Origin of the sequence: Lysinibacillus sp. BPa_S21, assembly GCF_023337795.1 — a bacterium.
Classification (GTDB): domain Bacteria; phylum Bacillota; class Bacilli; order Bacillales_A; family Planococcaceae; genus Lysinibacillus.
In genome coordinates this window covers 34,447-57,043 of record NZ_JALIRS010000002.1, presented here as the reverse complement: position 1 = coordinate 57,043, position 22,597 = coordinate 34,447, and the positions used below count along the sequence as shown (strand labels likewise).

Below are 22,597 nucleotides of genomic sequence, written 5' to 3'. Positions count from 1 at the left end.
TGATTAGTTTTTCTTATAGCTGAAATTTTTGTATAATATTTCGAAGTTGCTGCGCCATCTCAGCTAAATTATTTGAAGAAGCAGTAATCTCTTCAATACTAGCTGATTGCTCTTCGGAAGCGGCAGCCACATTTTGAATGTTTCCAGATGATTGAACGGCTACAACACCAACTTCCTCTACAGAAATTGCAATGCTATTAACGCCATCATTAATACTTGAAATGATGTTATTAACAGAATCCATTTCTTGAGTAAGTGAAGTAATATGCGAATATATTTCTTTAAAGGCTTCACCGGATTCATTAAAAGTAGTTGAGCTTTCTGCAAGGTTACTACTACTAATTTCCATAGATTTCACAGCTTGCACAGATTCTTCTTTAATCGTTTCAATACGTGTCCGAATACTGTTAGTTGCTGCTAATGATTGGTCAGCAAGTTTACGTACTTCTTCGGCTACAACCGCAAAGCCTTTTCCATGCTCACCGGCACGTGCTGCTTCTATAGATGCATTTAAAGCGAGTAAATTTGTTTGATCTGTAATTTCATTAATTAAGGTTACAATGTCGCCAATCTCATTTGAGTAAGTGTTTAAACGTTTCACAACCTCTGATGTCTCTTGAATAGCATTAGATGTGACAACCATCTTTTCTGTAGCACTTTGAATCGTCGTATTACTTTTTTCTGAAATAGAAGATGCACTAAATGCTTTTGTAGTGACATCATTAACGCTTGATACAACTTCAGACATCTTTGTGGAGATTGTCGTAATATTACTTTCTACCTCTTCAATAGAGGAAGTCTGTTTATCTGACCCAGCAGCTACTTCTTGCATGGAAGATGTTATTTGTTGTATAGAGGCACTTGTTTGCTCAGAACTTGCCGATAACTCTTCAGACATCGCAGCTACTTGCTCAGCATTTTCAGCAATTTGCTGAATAAGTGAGCGTAAGTCTTCTGTCATATTTTCAATGCCCTCAGAAAGCTGTGCAATTTCATTGGAACCCTTTATTTGAAGGGATTCAACAGCTAAGTCTCCTTGTGCCACCTTACCAACATAGTTCGTCATATTTTTAATTGGTTTTATGATGCTTTTACTAATGAAGTAAGCCACAATAATACCGAATATCAAAAACATCACGGTCATAATGATACAAGTCCAAAGAGTCTTAGTTTGCAGTTTAGAAATGAAGGAGGCGTCCATATCTAAACCAAAAAGAATATCAGTATCTTTAAATGGTATAAAAATCGATTTATGAATACCGTATTCATCTTTATAAATATCACTAATTTGAGCGCTTCCAGTATTTAACGCTTCATTCATGTCATTACTAAAAACATAATCCTCTTGATAGTCATCTTTCTTACTTAATGCCACAATATGTTCTTTGCCATTTGCACGCGATATAACAAAAGCATTTTGAATATCATACTCTTCAATTGTTTCATTTAATTCATTTAATATTTCTTCATATTTTTTCTTATCACCGTTATCTGCAGCTTTGACATCTTCTTTGTTTAGATCATCAAAAATTGTTTGAGATACAACCTCTAATGAAGACTCAAATTGTTTAATAACAAAATTATCGATAATCTGATAAGAAAAAATAAATAATACGATACTAAATATTACCGAAATAATAGCAATGGGAATAGTAAAACTTGCAATATATTTATAGAGTAAAGAACTTTTAAATTTTTTGGCTATATTCAACTTTAGCAGCCTCCAATACTTTCACCTTTTGTTGTAAGAAATGAATCATATCACTAATATGTTCAGTCTCTGTATAAGGAGAGATTGAAAAGAATTTTGCAGCAGCGACTGGAAGTTGTTGTTTAGTATCGCTAGTGCTGACAGTACAAACACGTGTCGTATCACCGAAAAATACTTCGTCGCGACCTTCTCCTATAATTTCGAATAAAGAAGCGTTAAGACCATTAATATATTCAATCTGGTCTTGTGTATAGCTACCTGATTGTTCAGATTCCCAATTCAAGCCTTCAGGATACAAACGGAATGCTGTAACTGGTCCAATATTAGACTCATTGACTACTTGTAACATTGGTGTTTTCTCAGCTAACTGCGCACGGAACGCTAAATTTACACGCACATAATTTGCTAATATTTGTTGGTAGCCTTCTTTACCAAACGCTTGTAATGCAGCATAAATAGCAATTGAACTACCCATACGAGAGCACTCTAATGTATAACCTGTATGATAAGAACCATAGCCGCGATTACCTACATAAGGTGTGTCGAAGTCATCGATATCTAATAACTGTAAATGCTTGCCTTCTTTTATTAAGAATAAGCTTGTTAAATACGGTGTTTGACCAAGCTTTTGGAAATCGAAGCAAAGACTATCTGCAATAGGGAGGTATTGCATACGTTCTCTAATTTGTTGTAATGCTTGTAAAACATTAGGCTCTAACTGAAGTGAATTTGCCTTGAAGTCGTAATCATTGAAAAAGGCATAAAAACCACCTAAAGCTGAATCGGCATGAATATGTATAGATTTTAAGGAATACTTTTCTTCAAGGTCAGTGGTAACTTTTTTGATTGCTTGTACATCATCAATGGCAAACTGATCGGTAGCGCCTGTTGTAGCAACTACATACACGGGAATGCCACCATTTTCGATAACTTCAGTCATACGTACTCGTAGGTCATCAGTATCCATAGAATGGTCTTTTCCAGCTTTCACACGAATTAAATGCTTGCTACCAATGCCGACTGCTTCAATAGATTTTAATAAGCTGTAATGAGCATTTTCTGAAGCGAAGCAATATAAATTATTCGGTACGCCATCTTCTTTAGCGTTAGGGAATTGTTTAGCGATAGCAAGACGAAGTCCACTGAAGACAGCTCCTTGTCCACCCCAAGTTGTGTAACCAAAGCTTTGTGTATAGTCGTAGCCAACTAACTTCGACATCATTGCGACTACTTTTACTTCACATTCAGCAGCAGCAGGTCCGTATACATCCCATAGATTGTTGCCGTTAAGCAGAGCATTTGTGAATTGTCCTAATATTCCGGGAATGCTAGCCATTGGTAAAACGTTCGTTACAAAGTTGCGTGTATGGTAAGGATGCCCTTGCATCAATTGTGTTAATTCATTCACAACTTGTTCAAGTCCTACACCCGAAGTTGGTACATCATTTTCTTGCATTAACTCTTTATAGAAATTGTCAGAGCGCTCTTTCATTGGTCCGAGAGTTGTTGTTTTTGTGTTTTTTAACGCATCCAATGATGAAACAATTTTCTCCAATAGGGCTAAAAAACTCTCTCTTTGTTCGATATTTCCATCTTCACTTTGGAATAATTGTTGGATTTTTTTCATATACATCTTCCTTTTTAGTTCATTTTTCCTTTATATTTTATTCCTAAAAAATAGGTAGTTTTACCAAAATTATAATAACATATTATAGTAAAAAATGAATTTATATTTTATAGGATAATTAATTTCAGTTAGTTCTAAATAATCTGATTTGTATTAAAGCTAAATATAGGAAGAAATATTGTCATAGATTATATTCGAAAATGTTGATTTCTAAAGGATGTTTATAACTTTTTTTATGAATTGTTGAAAAGAGAATGATGAAGGAGTGTAATGTGGTAGTGAATTTTTAAATATTAATTATTATGAAAATAATAATTTTATTGAACGTGAATATTTTAATGCTTTATGACTATTAGGAATAAAAACTTCTAGTGCTGCAATTTAATTCTATATCATTTTATATAAGATGCAGCAGATAAAAGAGCCTGGTTGAATAATATCTAGATATAAATCAGGTGCTAATTTCCATGCAATCATTCATACGCCTTACAATACTGATAATTTTTACAATGATAATCCATACTACCGTAGAGGTGAAAAAATGTATAAATTGCTATCGCATAATGATTTAGATGGGGTAGGCTGTGGGGTTTTAGCCAAGCTTGCCTTTCAAGACCAAGTAAAAGTAAAGTACAATTCAATTTCATCGCTAGATCGTGAAATTGAGTATTTTTTAGACAATAACCAACAGGATACATTTTTGTTTATTACCGATTTATCTCCAAACGAGGAAAATGAAAAGAGATTAAATGATTATTATTCCGCGACTGGCAATGTTCAACTGATTGATCATCATAAAACAGCTTATCATTTGAACGATTATGAATGGGGTAAAGTAATAATAGAAGGTGAAGATGGCTATTTAACATCAGCAACGTCTTTATTTTATCAGTATCTTGTTGCCCATGGATATTTAGAACAAACGAATGCCATTACAGATTTTGTAGAGTTAGTGAGACAGTATGATACATGGGAATGGGAAAAGAATGATAATCAGCAAGCTCGCCGGCTGAATGCTCTCTTTTTTTTAGTATCCATTGAGGAATTTGAAGAAAAAATGCTTCACCGTTTAAAAACAAGCGAACATTTTGATTTTGATGAATTTGAAAAGAAAATTTTGAGTATGGAAGAAGAGAAAGTAGAACGGTATATCCGTCGAAAAAAAAGAGAGCTAGTGCAAACATCGATAGGCGAATACTTTACAGGTGTGGTTTATGCAGAATCGTATCATTCAGAGCTGGGTAATGAATTAGGAAAAGAAAATGTACACCTTGATTTTATAGCAATATTAAATATGGGTGGCAAAAAAATATCTTTTCGTACAATTCATGATCATATAGATGTTTCGGCAATTGCAGCACAATTCGGAGGGGGAGGGCATCAAAAGGCAGCTGGGTGCTCTTTAACAGATGAAGCTTATGAGCAGTATGTGGCTCAAACATTTCATATAGATCCAATACCAGAGGATGCGAAACGAAATCGCTATAATTTAAGGTTTTCTTCTTTTGGGACAATGTATAAAAACCTTAAGGAAGAATTTTTCCTCCTATATTCAATAAGTGATTTAGATTGGGTAATTGAAAAAAACAAACTGCCATTAGACCAAATCTTTACAAGTTTTTATGAAGCGGAATGGTTTTTAAAAAGAAATTATCAAGCATGGTTGGTTAAAGATGAGTTGTTTGTAGATTATTTAATGGAAGAGGCCAAAAAGGTTCGACACCAAGAGTAAGGGATATAGATCTACGGCAAAACGGGTGGTTGATCTCCGTTCCGACTGGGCGCTTTCCTGGGGGCGTCCAGTCTCCACTACAATCAACCGCTTAACATAGCATATATCTTCAGGCATGTCGCTAGTGATAAAACGAAACTTCAACAAGATGTGTTTTGTGCGAAGGCTCGAGCGACAACAACAACATAAGCGAAGAAAGTGGGTTGAAGTTTGCACTCTGGAAAGCCAGACCTTAGAAACATATATATTCTCACTTCTGTGTTGAAACAATCACCAATATTTTCTTGATCATTTTGTTCTTCGAGTTTTTTAACAATAGTAAAGGAATAGACATTATTCCTTTACATACATAGCGAAATCAGCCAAACCTAGACATCGTTAGAGGTTATATAATGTTCAACTGAAAACTACAATAAATAAAAAGCAATTATCTTCATTCATTACGCCAAGGCGAAATGGATGTAGACATACTTTCTTAAAATGAGGTGTACATGATGTCCAATGATATGCTTCTTAGTGAAAGTCAGCCTAAGGTAAATCGAGGACGGAAAATATGGTTTATTGTAGTATTGCTTTTAATAGTAGCTACTTGTGTACATGTTTTTTATTTTTTATTTAATAAGGATTTGAATTTTGATGCCTACAAAACAGTTGTCGGTAAAACGACTGAAACTAGTCTTGGTCGTTTAACGTTAAATGAAATAATAATTGATGATAACCAAATATTATTGAATGCTACCTTTAAGCCAGTAAAGGACTTGAATTTCGACTATCAAATTTTTTTCTTCCCACAAGTTTTTGTGAATGGAAAAGAGTTCACGGTTAGAAATGGAGGGCAGTCCATTCAACAATTCGATAAAACCTATACAATTTATAGTAGTGTGAAGTTAAGTGAGCTTCCAGAGGAACAAACGTTAAATTTAGATATTCGTTATAACGATTGGAACGGGGAAAAAAAGATTGATGAGCCGTGGGAATTTCAAGTAGAAGCTTCACAAGAGCAATTACAAGAAGATAGAAAGATTTTCCCGGTTGAGAAAAAAGTGAAGCTGTTGGATGGTCAGGAAATAACAATAGAAAAAGTTGTATCTACACCAATATCAACAACGATTTACTTTTCTTCTGAAAATAGCCTGTTAAATGAAGCATTACATTTTAAAATACAATCAGCAACAGGGGAATCTTGGCCTTTTAATTTAGCGTATCCTTTAAATGAAGAGTATACGAAGTGGGGTGTCCGACTCGATGCATTATATTTAACAGGAAAGAGCTATGAACTAATTCCGATTGCCGCAAATGGCAGTGAGCTTGGCTCTGCCATTAAAATTGGAGATTCGTAAAAAATCCCGTTCGATTTTTTGAAAAACTTTACAATATCTTAAACCAAATGGAAACTTCTCTCCTGTAATATGAAAATATATGATAAGGAAAGTAGTTGGAGATATTGAGAAAGTTTTGGGAGATCTTTTTCATTTCGCTTAAATTAGGTTGTACATCTTTTGGAGGTCCTACTGCACATTTAGGGTATTTTCAAAATGAATATGTTCAAAAGCGTAAATGGTTATCTGATGATGACTACAGTCAGCTTGTTGCACTCAGTCAATTTTTACCTGGGCCAGCATCGAGTCAGGTAGGAATGGGCATCGGTTTATTAAGAGGCGGTATATTCGGGAGCATTGTGGCATTTCTTGGTTTTACAATGCCATCAGTTTTGCTGCTGATGGCATTTGCGTATTATTCTTCATACACAGGGCTAGATATGGGCTGGACGCATGGCTTGAAATTGGTAGCTGTTGCAATTGTAGCGCAAGCTATTTTGGATATGTCAAAAAAATTAATCCCTAGCATTCGCCATTTTATAATCGCTTCCTTGGCTTTTGTCATAGTTCTTTTTTGGGTCCATCCACTTGCTCAAGTAACGACTATTATCGTTGCTTCTCTTATAGGCTATCGATTTTTTAAGAAGATCCATCAAAGAGATGACCCAAAAGAAATGGTTAGGCCTATTTCAAAAACGACAGGGGGCTATTTTTTAACGCTGTTTGTTATACTTCTTATCGGTTTACCAATGGCCAGTCCACTTATTCAAAATGAATGGTTTACGATCATTGAAAAGTTTTATCTATCTGGTGCATTAGTGTTTGGCGGAGGCCATGTGGTATTGCCTTTACTAGAGACACAATTTGTCCAAAGTGGATTAATGAGTTCGTCAGATTTTTTAGCAGGGTATGGAATGACGCAGGCAGTCCCAGGTCCGTTATTTACATTTGCTTCCTACATAGGTATGGTCATAGCTGGAGTACCTGGGGCCATGATCGCTACGTTCGCCATTTTTTTACCGGCATTTTTGCTACTAGTAGGGGCAATGCCATTTTGGCTAGCTCTTAATCGTTTTGCTGGATTAAGAGGGGCGATGGCTGGTGCAAATGCAGCAGTTGTTGGATTATTAGCTGCAGCTTTTATACAACCGATTGTCATACAGAGCATTCAAAATGGTCTAGACATAGTAAATGCGGTCTTTTTTTTATGGTACTTGATGCGTTGGAAGATGCCTCCTTATTTACTTGTAATAATAGGTGTTATAGTGGGCATTGTTTTTTATTAAAATCAATCATTGAGTCTCTAATCAAATATCATAACGGGTACTGAGAACTAGTGATTGCAAAGCGTCGTATTCGCTGATGCAAAACTAGTTTCTTTTAATTTTGCATGCAAAAATTATCTGCATAACAGAAAAGCTTACTAGAGCAATATTTAACTAAAACTTACATGACATTAAACATAATGATGCAAAAATTATCTGCGTTTTTTTATCTGCTAACTTGAAAAGCTACACTTGATATAAAACTGATTAATAGCTTATGAAAGCTCTTTTTTAGACAATAATCTTATTATTTTTAATTGATTTTGAAAAGTTGGCATGTAATTTGCACAACTAAAGAATAAAGGGAAAAGGAGGGATGCTTAAACTAGGAATCTTTTTATCTACCGTAGTAAAAATTTGTGTTTATAAAAAGGTGAAGGAAGAGTGGGATTGAACGGGAGAAATAGAAAACGGTAAGGTCGAGGGTTTCGACATAATTTTCTGAATAATCTGTTTCCAGAAGAGAGTTAATCGACTAATTTAGTTTCATTGCACTTTGTGTGAAGTAGTGTGAACAACATTATCATAATAAAAGGGGAGAAATCATATGGCTAACATTTTAACCGTTACTGGAGAAATTGAGCAAATGGTATCGCAAGTTATTGAGTGGAGAAGATATTTACATGAAAATCCTGAATTGTCTTATCAGGAATATGCGACATCTGATTTCGTTTATAATCAATTGAACTCTTTTGAGAATTTAGAGGTTTCTAGACCAACGAAAACAAGTGTCTTAGCTATTTTAAAAGGTAATCTACCTGGAAATTGTTTGGCTTTAAGAGCAGATATGGATGCACTACCTATTCAAGAAGAAACGAATTTGCCATTCACTTCTAAAGTGCCGGATGTAATGCATGCTTGTGGACATGATGGACATACAGCAATGCTACTGGGCGCTGCAAAAATTTTGTCTACTTTGAAAAATAGTATAAAAGGAGAGATTCGCTTTATATTTCAGCATGCCGAGGAAGTATTTCCGGGCGGAGCAAAGGAAATGGTGTCGGTAGGTGTGTTAGAAGGTGTCGATCAAATTATAGGATTACATTTATTCTCAATGCTCCCTACAGGAAAAATAGGTATCTGTTCAGGTCCTTTTACCGCAAATTCTGATACGTTTGAGCTTGAGATTATTGGAAAGGGCGGGCATTCTTCTCAGCCACAGGATTCTGTAAATCCTATTTTAATTGGCGCACAAATAACCAATCTATTGCATCAAATTGTTCCTCAAAAGGTAGATGCGAAAGAACGTGCTGTCTTAGCAGTAACAGAGTTTAATGCGGGAAGCGCTAAAAATATCATTCCTGATCGCTTATTGCTAGGTGGTAGTGTACGAACATACTCGCAGGAAGTTAGAGAGTTAATTGCAGAACAAATAGAACTTCAAGTAAAACATTTAACCGCAGTACATAGTGCTGATTATAAATTCAAATATAATTATGGTTATTCTTCTGTCGTAAACGATGAGCAGTTGACTTTATTGGTGGAAGATATTATTGAAAAAAATATGGGGCCAGATTATATTTTACACATTGATCCGTTCATGGGAGGAGAAGATTTTTCGGCATTTTTAACGCAAGTTCCCGGTGTATTTATAGGAGTCGGTGCAGCTGTGGAGGACGAATCATTAATTTATCCGCATCATCATCCTAAATTTGCTATTAATGAAGAATCTTTAGCAGTTGGCTTGAAAGTGCTAATTAATACAGCTCTAACAATAAATGCTTAAGGGAGGATAAAATGTTTCAAGAACCTATAATTGCAGCAATGATTATTCTAGGGTTAGTCGCACTGGGAGAAATCCTTTCAATTATTAGCAAGGCGAGAGTACCGATGCTTTTTGTAGCAATGATGGGATATTTGGTCTTACTATGGTTGGGAATTTTTCCGAAGGATTTAATTGCTAACTCTACATTTTTAACTGTAGGATCTCTATTAGGTACAGCACTAATCTTAGTCCATATGGGAACTTTAATACCACTAAAAATGATTCGCTTGCAATGGAAGGCTGTTGCTATTGCAATAATGGGTATGCTTTTTGCCTCACTCTTTATCTTAACGATTGTTACCTTCTTTTTTGACTATCAAACAGCAGTTGCTGGAACAGGCCCTTTAAATGGCGGAATTATTGCTGTTTTGATTACTTCGGAAGGATTAAAAGAGTTAGGCTTAGTTAGTTTACTTACAATTCCTGCATTAATAATGGCTTTCCAATCATTTATAGGAATCCCACTAGCCAATCTTTTGTTACGGAAACATGCAATGAAAATCCGTAAGCAAATCCATAGTGGTTCATTTGTAGCATCTGATATTGTCTCGTTCCAAAATGATGAAGAAGAGAAATTAATCATTCCTAAAAAATATCAGACATCGTTAGTACTATTGTTCATGTTATTTATCGGAGGGTCGCTTGCAGTTGCCTTATCCAAAGTGACAGGAATCCCTTATAGTTTATGGGGGTTAGCAATTGGTATGATTGGTCGATTAGTGAAATTTTATCCTGAGCGAGTGATGGAAAAATCAAATAGTTTTACAGTTGGTATGGCTGGGATTATTTTTATTGTTTTAGGAATGATGAATGATATTACGTTCAATATGTTTGTCGAAAATTTGCCTGCGGTTATAACAATTCTTAGTATAGGAATACTAGGAATTATTTTAGGTGGTTTTATAGGATCAAAACTATTTAAGTGGGATTTTTATTTAGGAATACCGGTAGCGTTGACGGCAACATTTGGTTTTCCAGGAGATTACATTGTCTGTGAGGAAGTAAGTCGAAGTATTGGTGAAACAGAAGAAGAACAGAAAAAAATCTTCAATGAAATTTTGACGCCAATGCTTGTTGGAGGATTTACAACTGTAACCTTGGGAAGTGTTGTTATTGCAAGTATATTAATTAAAACAATATAAAGAGAGTAGTAGTCGATAATTTTTCAAATGAACTTTACACTGCATAGATTTTAATGAAGGAATGAGACATAAAATCATAACTAGGCTGCCCAATTTTATGATCAAGCATATAATTTGGACAGCCTTTTTGTTACGAATAGAGTTATCGGTCAATTATTAAATGAGATCTTCTTTACGAATAGCTAGCTTCTTCATATGATACTGCAGAGATTGACGGGAAATATTTAATTGCTTTGCTGCAGCTGAAATATTCCCTCCACACTGTTTTAAAACCTCTCGAATATATTGTTCTTCGTTAGTATGCATGAGTGTTTTGAAGGGCCTTTTATTTGAAGTAGTAGGCTTCATCGATAGTTTATTTTTTAGATAACGCGGTAGCATATCTTCTGTAATACTACTTTCTGAATTTGCATGTATTACAAGATTCTCAATTAAGTGTTCTAGCTCACGGACATTCCCTGGCCAATCGTAATCTACAAGTATTTTGTAGAGCTCGGGTTTTATCGTTAAGTCTGATTTCATATATTTAAGAACATTTTTATGTAAAAAGTGTTGGATAAAAAAAAGAACATCCTCTGGTCTTTCCCGTAATGGAGGGATGTAAACACTTGAATGAGCAATACGATAAAATAAGTCAAGACGCATTCGGTCATTCGCTGTTAGTAGTTCGGGATCCTCATTAGATGCACTAATGACTGTACAATTGATTGGAATTAGGGTATTACTACCGACGCGTCTAACGGCTCTTTCTTGTAAGACACGCATTAATTTAGATTGAAGTCCCATTGGGAGTGAATTAATCTCATCTAGGAAAAGTGTTCCATCTTTTGCATATTCAAAAAGACCTTCTTGAGTAGTAGCACCAGTGAAAGCACCTTTTACAGAGCCGAATAATGTACTCTCTAATAGTGTTGGTGGAATAGCTGCGCAGTTAATCGCTACAAAGGGCTTCGCTACTCGAGGACTTAAATTATGCATACTCTGTGCAAATAATTCTTTACCTGTACCTGTTTCGCCAACGATTAGTGTATCGGTATTGTAAATCGAGATATTTTTGGCCTCAATAATGGTTTGCTGGAGTTCCTGACTGTTGCCTTTAATATCTTGGAATGTATAAATAGTGCCATTGTTCCGTTTCACAACTTCTGGCACTTCCATTGTTTGGTGCCTCGAATCTAGAGTTTGGCGCAATTGATTTCGTAAGCTGGTTTCTGTGTGTGTGATCGAAAATACACCGATTGTTTGGTTATCTTTTTGAATAGGGAAGGAACTATAGCCTACAAATTTAGGTTCATTTTCAGAATAAGCATGAGCACGGTACTTAGTATAAATTGGTTTTGCTGTCTTTAAAATATGATTATGTTCTGATAGCCGGCGATCTTGATAATTATAAGCATCCCAAAGTTTCCTTCCAAGCATATCCTCTTTTTTATGCTCCTCCATTTTAGCAAGTGCCTCATTGTAATATATAATGTCACCCTCTTTATTACTTACGATAATACCTTCATCTAAATGTTCAATAATTTCTTCTAATACAAAGACTTTATTTTGTAATGAATGCTGAAAATCTACGAAGTTCTCAACTAATATGAAATAAAATTGTTCTGTTAAATAGAAGGGTTCTATTGTAAATGATAGATGTTGCTCTTGAATTTGTAACCGTTGCGGTTGGTGAAATAACATTAAATCAATGTCCATTATTGTATCTAAGGGCACATCAACTTTTAAATTTAATGAGATACCATCGTTGAAATGCCACCATATAACTTGGAAAGTACTATCTAATGCAATGATATTTGCGCCAAATATTTTTGAAAAACGTTTTAATTCTTCTCTCATACAAAAACCTTCTTTCTCGCGTTATTTTGCATGCAAAAATTATCTGCGTTTTCATACATCCTACCATATATATTTTCTGAATAGAAACAAAATACAGAAAAAAGAAATGATGCAAAATGTATCTGCGCTTATTTAAAGTAGTATGGGAGCGTTTAGATCTAGATGTTTTAAAAATCTACTCTATAAATAGCATTGTTATCGCTTTTTAAAAGGGTAATTTTAAAGTTGGCACGTTATTTGCTTTATTTAAGTGTGTAAGGAAAAAAGGAGGAGTTTTAAATGACAAAACCAGAAATTTTATATTCAGTAAAGGCTCAGCGTGGAAACACATTACGATGCAAAGGCTGGCGCCAAGAAGTTATTTTAAGAATGTTAGAAAATAATATGGAAAATGCTGAAAAACCTGAAGAATTGGTGATTTACGGGGGTATTGGAAAGGCAGCTCGAAACTGGGAGTCTTATCATGCAATTGTGGATTCCCTGAAAAATTTAGAGGATGACGAAACACTAGTAGTGCAATCAGGTATGCCAGTGGCAGTCTTTAAAACGCATAAATACGCACCTACTGTTGTAATGGCTACTACAAATATTATGAAAGCAGATTGGCCAACATTTTACGATTTACAAGAGAAGAATTTAACTATGTATGCTAATTATACAGCTGCACCTTGGGAATATATTGGCACTCAAGGGGTTATTCAAGGAACATTTGAAACGTTATCCGCAATAGCTAGACTCCATTATAGTGATTCACTTGTAGGGAAAATCCTATTAACAGCTGGTGCAGGGGGGATGGGGGGCAACCAAACACGAGCAATGACAATGCATGGTGGTGTTGCAATTTTGTGTGATTCCAATATTGAAATCATTAATCGTCGTATCGAAAAGGGTTTTATCGATGTAGTTGTTAATTCATTAGAAGAGGCGATTGAACTTGCAAAGAAAAAAGCAGCAGCTGGAGAAGCATTAGGGATTGCTGTAGTAGGAAATGCAGCGGATATTTTTGAGCAAGCATTAAAAATTGATTTCTTACCAGATATAGCAACGTCTATGACCCCTGCACATGATCCAATCGCATACCTCCCGGCAGGTTACACTGTAGAAGAGGCTGAGGCATTGCGAGATCGGGATCGCCTCGAGTATTTAAAAGAAGCAAGAACAACAATGATTCGTGAGTTAAAAGCATTAATTGCTTTCTTAGATCGAGGCGTTCATTCGTTTGAATATGGGACAAGTATTCGTAAAGAATGTATCGATGCAGGATTTGATGAAAAAGAGGCTAAACGATTACCGGGGTTTGTAGCTGAGTATATACGTCCGTTATTCTGTGAAGGGCGAGGACCATTCCGTTGGATTTGTATGTCAGGGGATCCAGAAGATTTACGCAAAATAGATGATATGATTTTAGATAAATTTAATGACGATTTACTTGTCACACGTTGGATTAAGCTAGCGAAGCAGCATATTCCAATAGAAGCTCTACCAGCGCGTATTTGCTATATGGGCTTTGGACAACGTAAAAAATTTGCTTTAGAAGTAAATGATATGATTCGTCGAGGAGAGTTAAGTGGTCCTGTAGCGTTTTCTCGCGATAATTTGGATTCCGGTTCGATTGTGAATCCAACGTTTGAATCAGAAAATATGAAGGATGGAGGCGATTTAATTTCTGATTGGCCGGTGTTAAATGGCTTACTCAATGCAGTAGGCATGTGTGATTTAATTGCACTTCAAGCCAACTATTCAATGGGTGAAGCCGTTCATACAGGTGTAACGATGATTGCGGATGGTACGGATGAATCTGATATGCGTTTGGAAGTAGCGATGACAGTGGATTCAGGAATTGGTGTTGTACGTCATGCTCAGGCGGGTTATGAGACTGCAAAAGATGTAGCGAATGGTAAAGGAAAATTAACTGATGAAAGTATTAAAATCCCATTATGGTGGGAGCCAACTGCAACCTTTGGACCAAAAGATTTAGTCAAAGAACAAGTGTGAAGTAGTGAATCAACAGAGGCCGATGCAATATGTAAAAATGTATCTGGCCTCATTTTATATAAGAAAAGGGTGACAACACATGAAAAAAGCTGAATCAACGCCATTGGATTTTGACAATATGCTAGAAAAAGTACCTCCTATTTATTCGAAATCAGCGGTCTATAAATTTTTTGGCTTTAGCTTATTTGGTATATTTATGTTCTTTATCTCCATAACGTTAAATGGAAAAAAGACAATTCCACTTGATCACTTAGTGACGTTTATCCGTACACAGTTTTCATCAGTGATTGTCTACTACATTTTGATTATCGTTATTGCTGGGGCAATTTATCCTATTTATCAAAAAACATGGAATAAATCGGTAGTAGATATGGTGATTTCGGCGTTAAAAATAATTGGTGCTATTGCTTCTGTCCTTGTTGTTTTTAATATTGGGCCTAGCTGGTTATTGGCTGAAGATATGGGACCCTATTGGTATAATTCACTTCTTACTCCAATTGGCGTTTTAGTCCCTATTGGCGCCATATTTTTAGCAATGCTTGTCGGTTATGGCTTACTAGAATTTGTAGGGATTTTAGTGCAGCCTATTATGCGCCCAATTTGGAAAACACCAGGTAGATCTGCCATTGATGCTGTGGCATCCTTTGTCGGTAGTTATTCAATTGGGTTATTAATTACAAACCGGATCTATAAGGAAGGGAAGTATACCACAAAAGAAGCGGTTATTATTGCTACAGGGTTTTCCACCGTTTCTGTGACTTTTATGATTGTTGTAGCAAAAACTTTAAACCTAATGGATATTTGGAATCTTTATTTTTGGATTACTTTCATAGTGACTTTTTTAGTTACAGCGATTAGTGTCCGTATTTGGCCAATTCGTCATATTAGTAATGAATACTACAACAAAGTGGATGGTGATAAGGAGAAAATCGTAAAAGAAAAACGTATACAGCACGCATGGGGAGAAGCGATGCAGACTGCTGAAAAAGCTCCGAACCTCTGGCAAAGCATTAAGGATAATGTGAAAGATGGCTTAGTGATGGCAATGGGTATTTTGCCGACGATTATGTCGGTAGGTCTTATTGGTTTATGGCTTGTCAATCATACACCCATTTTTGATTATGCAGCTTATTTGTTTGTGCCTGTAACATATTTACTGCAAATTGCTGAGCCATTAATCGTTGCAAAGGCAGCAGTTGTTAATTTAATGGATATGTTTTTACCATCACTCGTAGTCGTTGAGAGCGCTATCGAAACACGTTTTATTGTAGGTACTTTATCTATTTCTGCTATTCTCTTTTTCTCTGCGCTTATTCCATGCATTTTGTCAACGGAAATTCCGATTTCGTTAGGTAAAATGATAGGAATATGGTTTGTACGTAGCGTTTTAACCTTAATTATCGTTACACCAATCGCCTATTTATTACTGTAAAGGAGTGATCGAGTGCTAAAAAGACCGGACTATATTATTAAAAATGCAGCGCAAATATTACCTTGTACGGGAGATAAGATGCAAGATTTCCAAATATTGACTAATACGGCAATTGTTATTGAGGATGAACGAATTATTGATATTTGTTCTTATAAAGAATTAAAGCAACGTTATGAAATAGATGATAGAAATAGTATTGATGCAGCAGGTAAGGTTGTTGCCCCAGGCTATGTTGATGCGCATACACATTTAGTTTTTTATGGCAGTAGGGTTGAAGAATATGCTGCTAAATTGTCTGGAAACATTGAGGATAATCTGAAAAAGCTATCAATGACAATAGGGCCTAATCATACAATTGAGCTTACAAGAGATACTGCTGAAGATGTGCTTTTTGAGCAATCCAAAAAACGTTTGATGACAATGCTTAAACATGGCACAACTACAGTTGAAAGTAAAAGTGGTTATGGGTTAACACCTGAAAGTGAATTGAAAATTTTACGCATAGGTCGTCAATTACACAAAAATACACCACTTGATGTTGTGAATACATTTTTAGGGGCACATGGTATTCCGGATCACTTAACGAAGGAACAATATGTCAACGAAATTATTGACGTTATGATTCCACAGGTAGCACAAAATAACTTAGCTGAATTCTGTGATGTTTGGTGTGATGAAGGCTATTTCACTGAGCAAGAATCCGAGCGTATCTTACAAGCGGGAGTAGCGTACGGATTACTACCTAAAATTCATGCGGATGCCTATTCTTATATTGGTGGTTCAGATTTAGCAGCCCGAATGAAGATGGTTTCGATTGATCATTTGAACTATACACCAGAATCAGTAATGTCACAATTAGCGGAAGCGGGGGTTATTGGTGTATTGATGCCGGCTTTAGATTTTGCTGTTGCACATAAGCGGCCTTTTGCTGCTCGCAAAATGCTAGATAGCGGTATGCAAATAGCTTTAGCGACTGATATGTGCCCGGCATGTTATACAAGTTCTATGTCCTTTGTCATTAATTTAGCTTGTCGACTTTATCAATTTACGGTAGAGGAAGCGATTAAAGCTGCAACAAAAGTAGCGGCTAGGGCATTGAATTTAACAGATCGCGGAACATTAGAAATTGGCAAAGTTGCAGATATTCAAATATGGGATGTACCAAACTATAAGCATGTTGCCTATGAGCTTGGGACGAATATTGTGGATACGGTCATAAAACGTGGTCGAGTAGTAATAAGTGAAGGAACATGGGTAAGAGAAAACATAGTAATTTAGAAGGGAGAGATACAAATGAATGTTGAATTAACGTCAAAGGCCGCCACTCACATAAATGAGGAAAGATTAGTGAAATTATTTTTAGAAATGGCAAAAATTAATGGTCCTAGTAAGAAGGAAAAACTTGTAGCATCTTTTCTGAAGGAAGAGTTACCAAAGCTAGGTTTCAGTTTACAATTTGACGAGGCGCATAAAAGTTTTAATGGAGAAATAGGAAATTTGATTGCTTGGCATAAAGGAATAGATGATACGATTCCGCCTCTATTCTTTTCTACACATATGGATACAGTATTACCAACAGAGCATCTACAGCCAATTATTAAAGATGGTGTTATTTACTCAGATGGCACAACCATTTTAGGGGCTGATGATCGCGCAGCACTTGCAGCTTATATCGAAGCGATGCGTGCCATTATAGAAAGTGGCATACCACATGGCCCAATAGAACTCATATTAACGGTAAATGAGCAAGCAGGCTTAGTCGGTGCAAAACATATGGATTATAAAAAAATAAAAAGTCGAAACGGCTATATTTTTGATAGTAGTGGTGATGTAGGGCAAATCATTTTACAAGGTCCTTATAGTAGTAGAATTTGGTTTACTGTCAATGGGAATGCGGCACATATTGCGCTAAATGCAGATGCTGGAAAAAGTGCTTTTCTGATTGCTTCACAAGGATTGTTAAATATGAAGTTAGGAGAGATTGATAGTGAAACACTTGCGAATATAGGCGTTGTCTACGGTGGAGAGCTAACATCGATTATTCCAGGTTCTGTAACACTTGGCGGAGAAGTAAGAAGTTTCTCTAAAGAGAAATTAGATGCTCAGCTAAAACATATGAAAGAGGTCATGGAAGCGGTAGCGGAGAAAAATCAAGGAACTGTGGAAGTGAAAATTGACAAGAAATATCTAGGATTTAATATTTCAGAGGAGAATGTTCTTGTCAAAACCGTAAAGGAAGCAGCGGAAAACATTCGAGTGACGTCCTATTTAACGAAAACGCTAGGTGGAGCGGATACAAATGTATTAAATGAAAATGGACTGATGTGCATTACGCTCGGGAACGGTTTTCAGAATATTCACTCTTTTAGAGAGAGTATAAGTATCGACAACTTAGTTAACACGGGTAGGTTAACTGCTGCGCTAATAGAACAATGGTATGAACGGCATAGATGCTAATCATATAAAGTAGAGAACTTCGAAAAATATGTAGGAATCTAACAGATAAAGGCTTCGAGTATAACACTAAGAAATGCCTATTAAATATAAAATGGGGGTTATATATTGTTAGATAATCCGGTATTTATCTCTGTGCTTGTTTTGTCTGTTTTAAGTTTATGTAGAATTCATGTCCTTTTCGCTTTAATAATTGCTGCAATGATAGCAGGGCTTGTAGCGGGTTTAACGCCCGCTGAAACGGTATCCATCTTTATTGGTGGCATGGGCGGGCAGGCAGAAACCGCTTTAAGTTATATATTGTTAGGGATATTTGCAGCTTTGATTGCACAGTCAGGTTTAGCTAATATTCTCATAAAAAAACTCCTATCATTTAAAAAGCCAAATAAATATATTTTAATTTTCGCCTTGGCAATAATCGCGTGTTTATCTGGCACACTTATTCCAGTGCATATTGCGTTCATTCCAATATTAGTACCGCCACTATTATTTTTCTTTAATAAATTGAAAATAGATCGTCGTGCCTTGGCATCTGCATTAACATTTGGCTTGAAAATGCCCTACTTATGGATTCCAATTGGGTACGGATTAATATTCCAAGGAATTATCGCGCAAGAGATGACAGCAAATGGTATGGCAATAGTACAGAGTCAAATACCAAAAGCTATGGCAATTCCAGCTATTGGTATGTTTGTAGGATTAGCCATTGCTGTATTCATTTCTTACAAAAAGCCAAGAGAGTATCAACAACTTGAAGAGGATATCTATAATTATGAGAAAACAATGACAAAGAATACAGAGATAAAATTGAATCGTAAAGGTGGGATAGCTCTTCTAGCAATATTTGCAGCACTAGTTATCCAATTATCTTTAAGTTCACTTGTCTTAGGCGCATTATCAGGAATTATTATTATGTTTGTTGGTCGAGTTGTCTTCCTTAAAGACAGTGAAGAAGTTGTAGAGAATGGTGTAAAGCTAATGGGGACTATCGCATTTATTATGTTAATCGCCTCGGGCTATGCAACAATTTTAAAAGAAACAAATGCGATTGCAGAGCTTGTAGAAGCTATGACGGGGATGACAGGACAAAGTAAGCTAATTACCGCTACTTTATTGTTGTTCATTGGCTTACTTGTCACAATGGGGATTGGTACATCATTAGGGACAATACCGATTCTAGCTGTTGTGTTTGTACCGTTATGTACAGCGGTTGGATTTAGTCCGCTCGCTACAGCAGCGCTTATTGGAACTGCTGGTGCTCTTGGCGATGCAGGTTCGCCTGCTTCAGATAGTACACTAGGCCCTACATCAGGTTTGAATGCTGATGGACAACACAGCCACATTTGGGATACGTGTGTACCAACATTTATTCATTATAATATTCCTTTATTTATATTTGGCATTATAGCAGCAATGGTTTTATAGGAACCAATCATTAGTAGGAAGCAAAGGGTGAGATTTGATATTTTATGTATTGAATAAGATAAGAACAGGGTATCGTAAATAAGAAAAAGTATGCTTGAAGGTGCCTTCTAGCATACTTTTTTGCTGCCACTTTGTTTTCGCGCAAAAAACATCTGTTGGCTCCATGAACACCACCAGAAAGCTTTGCTCGAAGCATCTGTTGGAACAGAAATCAACCACATGCTAAAGTGATGAGCCATAATATAGGAAAACCGTTTTTTGTTTTCGTGTGAAAAATTTTTGGAGTGTTGGTGGTTAAAGGTTGATAACGGATTCGCTAACTATTGTTCATATAATAATTCAATAGATTGTTGGGCGTTATTGTCATTGCTTTAAAAACATGCCTATCATGATTCCATGTATTTTACTTTTCATTAACACACCACGAAAGAATGAATTTTCTGAAAGATTAACAGAACTGAATCGTTTTTATTTAGTTTTTTTATTAGTTGGATTCATAGCGTTCCCTGCCTCGATTGTTTATAATGAGGAAATGGAAAAAGACTTATGAGAAAGAAGGGATAGTTATGGCACGAGGTGTTTACATTCATATTCCTTTTTGTCATCAAATTTGTAACTATTGTGATTTCAATAAATTTTATTTTAAAAATCAACCAGTAGATGAGTATATAGAAATGCTTGGCAAGGAGATGGAGCTTGCGACAAAAAAATATCCCGAGAGTTTTAAGCAAATCGAAACGATATTTCTTGGTGGCGGTACACCAACAGCATTATCACCTACACAAATAGAGAGACTTCTTGAGCTTATTCGTACGTATATTCCGATGGACTATGTGACAGAATTTACATCAGAGGCCAATCCGGACGAGCTATCAGAGGCAAAAATGCAAGCATTATTTGCAGGCGGTGTCAATCGCTTAAGTATGGGTGTGCAATCCTTTGATCAGGAGTTGTTAAAGAAAATTGGTCGTACACATAGCAATAATCACGTTTATGAAACAATCGCCTTGGCTAAAAAGGTAGGTTTCAGAAATATTAGTCTGGATTTAATGTACGGTTTGCCGGGTCAGACGATGGCCCAATGGACGGATACTTTAGAAAAAGCGTTCGCTCTTGATCTACCACATTACTCGGCATATTCACTTATCGTGGAGCCAAAAACGATTTTTTATAATCAATACACAAAAGGTAAGCTCCGTTTACCTACTGAAGACCTTGAAGCGGATATGTATGATGTGCTGATGAACCAGATGGAGGCGCATGGACTTCAACAATACGAAATTAGCAACTTTGCTCGATCTGGTTTCAGTTCAAAACATAATAAAATATACTGGGAAAATGATGAATATGCAGGCTTTGGTGCGGGTGCTCATGGGTATCTAGCTGGTGTACGTTATTCAAATCATGGACCATTGAAAAAGTATATGGATGCAGTAAATGCAGGGGAACTACCAATTGTAAATGAACATGTTGTGACAGTGAATGAAAAACGGGAAGAGCAAATGTTTTTAGGTTTGCGTAAAACAGAAGGAATTACACACACTATATATGAAGAAAAATTTAAAGAATCGATGCATAGTGATTACGCACAGGTCATTGAAAGGTTAGTCTCAGAAGGTCTTTTGGAACATGATACTTTGGGAATTCGACTTACGCGACAAGGTCGTTTTGTCGGTAATGAAGTATTTCAACAATTTTTACTAGAAGATTGAGCGATATCGTTGACATAAAATGTAGGATTTGATAACTTAATAATAGTATTAGCACTCCTCTTAGTTGAGTGCTAACAGAGGTGATAATCATGCTAACAAATCGGCAATTACAAATATTGCAAGCTATTGTAGATGACTTTATTATGTTTGCACAGCCGGTAGGTTCTCGCCAAATCTCCAAAAAGCAAGAGATTACATTTAGTCCAGCCACAATTCGAAATGAAATGGCGGATTTAGAGGAATTAGGTTTCTTAGAAAAAACACACACTTCCTCTGGTCGAGTGCCTTCGGAAAAGGGGTATAGATTTTATGTAGATCATTTGTTGAGCCCGCAAGGCATTAATTCGAGGGATATTCAGCAAATCCAATCAATTTTTAACGATCGCTTAGTTGAAGTAGAGCATATTATTCGAAAGTCAGCCAATATTTTATCAGAGCTGACATCGTATACATCGATTCTTTTAGGACCAGATGTTCAAACACATCGAGTAAAACGATTTTCCATTGTGCCTCTTTCTAGCGATTCTGCAGTAGCGATTATCGTAACGAATAACGGGCATGTTGAGAATCGCATGTTTAGTTTACCTCCTAATTTTGCGGCTTCTGATTTAGAGAAAATGGTTAATGTTTTAAATGAACGCCTAGTTGGTGTGTCATTAGAAGATATTCATAAAAAGCTCGAAGCTGAAGTGCTATCAGTATTACAACAGCATGTTCGATCAGCGGATGATTTTATTCACGCTCTCGTGACAGCGACGATGCATAATTCAGAAAGTAAAATTTTCTATGGTGGTAAAACAAATATGTTCAACCAACCGGAGTTCCATGATTTAAATAAAGTCCGTATGATTTTGGACTTAATGGAAACGACTAGCCAAGTGCAGTCGCTCTTCCATCCTAATGAATCGGGCATTCAAATTCGTATTGGCTCAGAAAATAAACAATTAGAAATGGAAAACTGTAGTGTCATTACGACCACTTATTCTATCGGTGAAGATCAGCAAGGGGCTATAGCAATCATTGGCCCAACACGTATGGATTATAAGCGTGTTGTTGCTTTACTAGACGTAATGCGCATGGATTTAACACAAGCCTTTACGAAGAATCGTAGTGATTGAT

15 protein-coding genes are annotated in these 22,597 nt (G+C 36.1%); 12 read left to right on the top strand and 3 right to left on the bottom strand.

Going from position 1 to position 22,597, the window contains the following annotated elements; all coding sequences use genetic code 11:
* Positions 1-13 precede the first annotated feature (13 nt).
* Both MOK21_RS03525 and MOK21_RS03520 read right to left on the bottom strand, forming a co-directional pair.
* Positions 14-1,711 carry a methyl-accepting chemotaxis protein gene (locus tag MOK21_RS03525; RefSeq protein ID WP_249072600.1) on the bottom strand — a complete coding sequence of 566 codons (1,698 nt, stop codon included), beginning with the start codon at positions 1,709-1,711 and terminating at the stop codon, positions 14-16.
* Positions 1,689-3,338: a pyridoxal phosphate-dependent decarboxylase family protein gene (locus tag MOK21_RS03520; RefSeq protein WP_249072599.1), complete on the bottom strand. Its 1,650-nt coding sequence runs from the start codon at positions 3,336-3,338 to the stop codon at positions 1,689-1,691. The genes MOK21_RS03525 and MOK21_RS03520 overlap by 23 nt, the downstream gene beginning before the upstream one ends.
* A gap of 541 nt (positions 3,339-3,879) precedes the next feature.
* Between MOK21_RS03520 and MOK21_RS03515 the strand changes: the two genes are divergently transcribed.
* From MOK21_RS03515 to MOK21_RS03495, 5 genes are all read left to right on the top strand, one after another.
* Positions 3,880-5,070 carry a DHH family phosphoesterase gene (locus MOK21_RS03515; RefSeq protein ID WP_249072598.1) on the top strand — a complete coding sequence of 397 codons (1,191 nt, stop codon included), beginning with the start codon at positions 3,880-3,882 and terminating at the stop codon, positions 5,068-5,070.
* A gap of 494 nt (positions 5,071-5,564) precedes the next feature.
* Entirely contained in the window at positions 5,565-6,410 is an 846-nt protein-coding gene (locus MOK21_RS03510; protein ID WP_249072597.1) for a DUF4179 domain-containing protein, read from the top strand.
* Positions 6,411-6,514: 104 nt separating this feature from the next.
* Complete coding sequence (chrA, locus tag MOK21_RS03505; protein WP_249072596.1) at positions 6,515-7,675, top strand: chromate efflux transporter; 1,161 nt, start codon at positions 6,515-6,517, stop codon at positions 7,673-7,675.
* 586 nt (positions 7,676-8,261) lie between these two features.
* A complete protein-coding gene (locus MOK21_RS03500; protein ID WP_249072595.1) occupies positions 8,262-9,440 on the top strand; it encodes an amidohydrolase in 1,179 nt (392 codons plus the stop codon).
* Between the two features lie 11 nt (positions 9,441-9,451).
* Complete coding sequence (locus MOK21_RS03495; RefSeq protein WP_249072594.1) at positions 9,452-10,621, top strand: hypothetical protein; 1,170 nt, start codon at positions 9,452-9,454, stop codon at positions 10,619-10,621.
* A 156-nt stretch (positions 10,622-10,777) separates the two neighbouring features.
* Here the strand turns inward: MOK21_RS03495 and MOK21_RS03490 are convergent, their stop codons facing one another.
* Positions 10,778-12,460 carry a sigma-54 interaction domain-containing protein gene (locus MOK21_RS03490; protein ID WP_249072593.1) on the bottom strand — a complete coding sequence of 561 codons (1,683 nt, stop codon included), beginning with the start codon at positions 12,458-12,460 and terminating at the stop codon, positions 10,778-10,780.
* Positions 12,461-12,739: 279 nt separating this feature from the next.
* Between MOK21_RS03490 and hutU the strand changes: the two genes are divergently transcribed.
* From hutU to hrcA, 7 genes are all read left to right on the top strand, one after another.
* Positions 12,740-14,455, top strand: coding sequence for a urocanate hydratase (gene hutU / locus MOK21_RS03485; protein WP_249072592.1), 1,716 nt, complete (start codon positions 12,740-12,742; stop codon positions 14,453-14,455).
* A gap of 79 nt (positions 14,456-14,534) precedes the next feature.
* Positions 14,535-15,887 (top strand): YjiH family protein, encoded by a 1,353-nt coding sequence (locus MOK21_RS03480; protein WP_374110097.1) that lies wholly within the window; start codon positions 14,535-14,537, stop codon positions 15,885-15,887.
* A gap of 12 nt (positions 15,888-15,899) precedes the next feature.
* Positions 15,900-17,165, top strand: coding sequence for an imidazolonepropionase (gene hutI, locus MOK21_RS03475; RefSeq protein WP_249072591.1), 1,266 nt, complete (start codon positions 15,900-15,902; stop codon positions 17,163-17,165).
* Between the two features lie 15 nt (positions 17,166-17,180).
* Positions 17,181-18,344 carry a M20/M25/M40 family metallo-hydrolase gene (locus MOK21_RS03470; RefSeq protein ID WP_249072590.1) on the top strand — a complete coding sequence of 388 codons (1,164 nt, stop codon included), beginning with the start codon at positions 17,181-17,183 and terminating at the stop codon, positions 18,342-18,344.
* A 102-nt stretch (positions 18,345-18,446) separates the two neighbouring features.
* On the top strand, positions 18,447-19,766 hold the full coding sequence (locus MOK21_RS03465; protein ID WP_249073024.1) for a Na+/H+ antiporter family protein: 1,320 nt from the start codon (positions 18,447-18,449) through the stop codon (positions 19,764-19,766).
* 566 nt (positions 19,767-20,332) lie between these two features.
* Positions 20,333-21,478 carry a radical SAM family heme chaperone HemW gene (gene hemW, locus MOK21_RS03460; protein ID WP_249072589.1) on the top strand — a complete coding sequence of 382 codons (1,146 nt, stop codon included), beginning with the start codon at positions 20,333-20,335 and terminating at the stop codon, positions 21,476-21,478.
* Positions 21,479-21,567: 89 nt separating this feature from the next.
* The gene (hrcA, locus tag MOK21_RS03455; protein WP_249072588.1) at positions 21,568-22,596 is read left to right on the top strand and encodes a heat-inducible transcriptional repressor HrcA; all 1,029 of its coding nucleotides are present in this window, start codon (positions 21,568-21,570) and stop codon (positions 22,594-22,596) included.
* Position 22,597 lies beyond the last annotated feature (1 nt).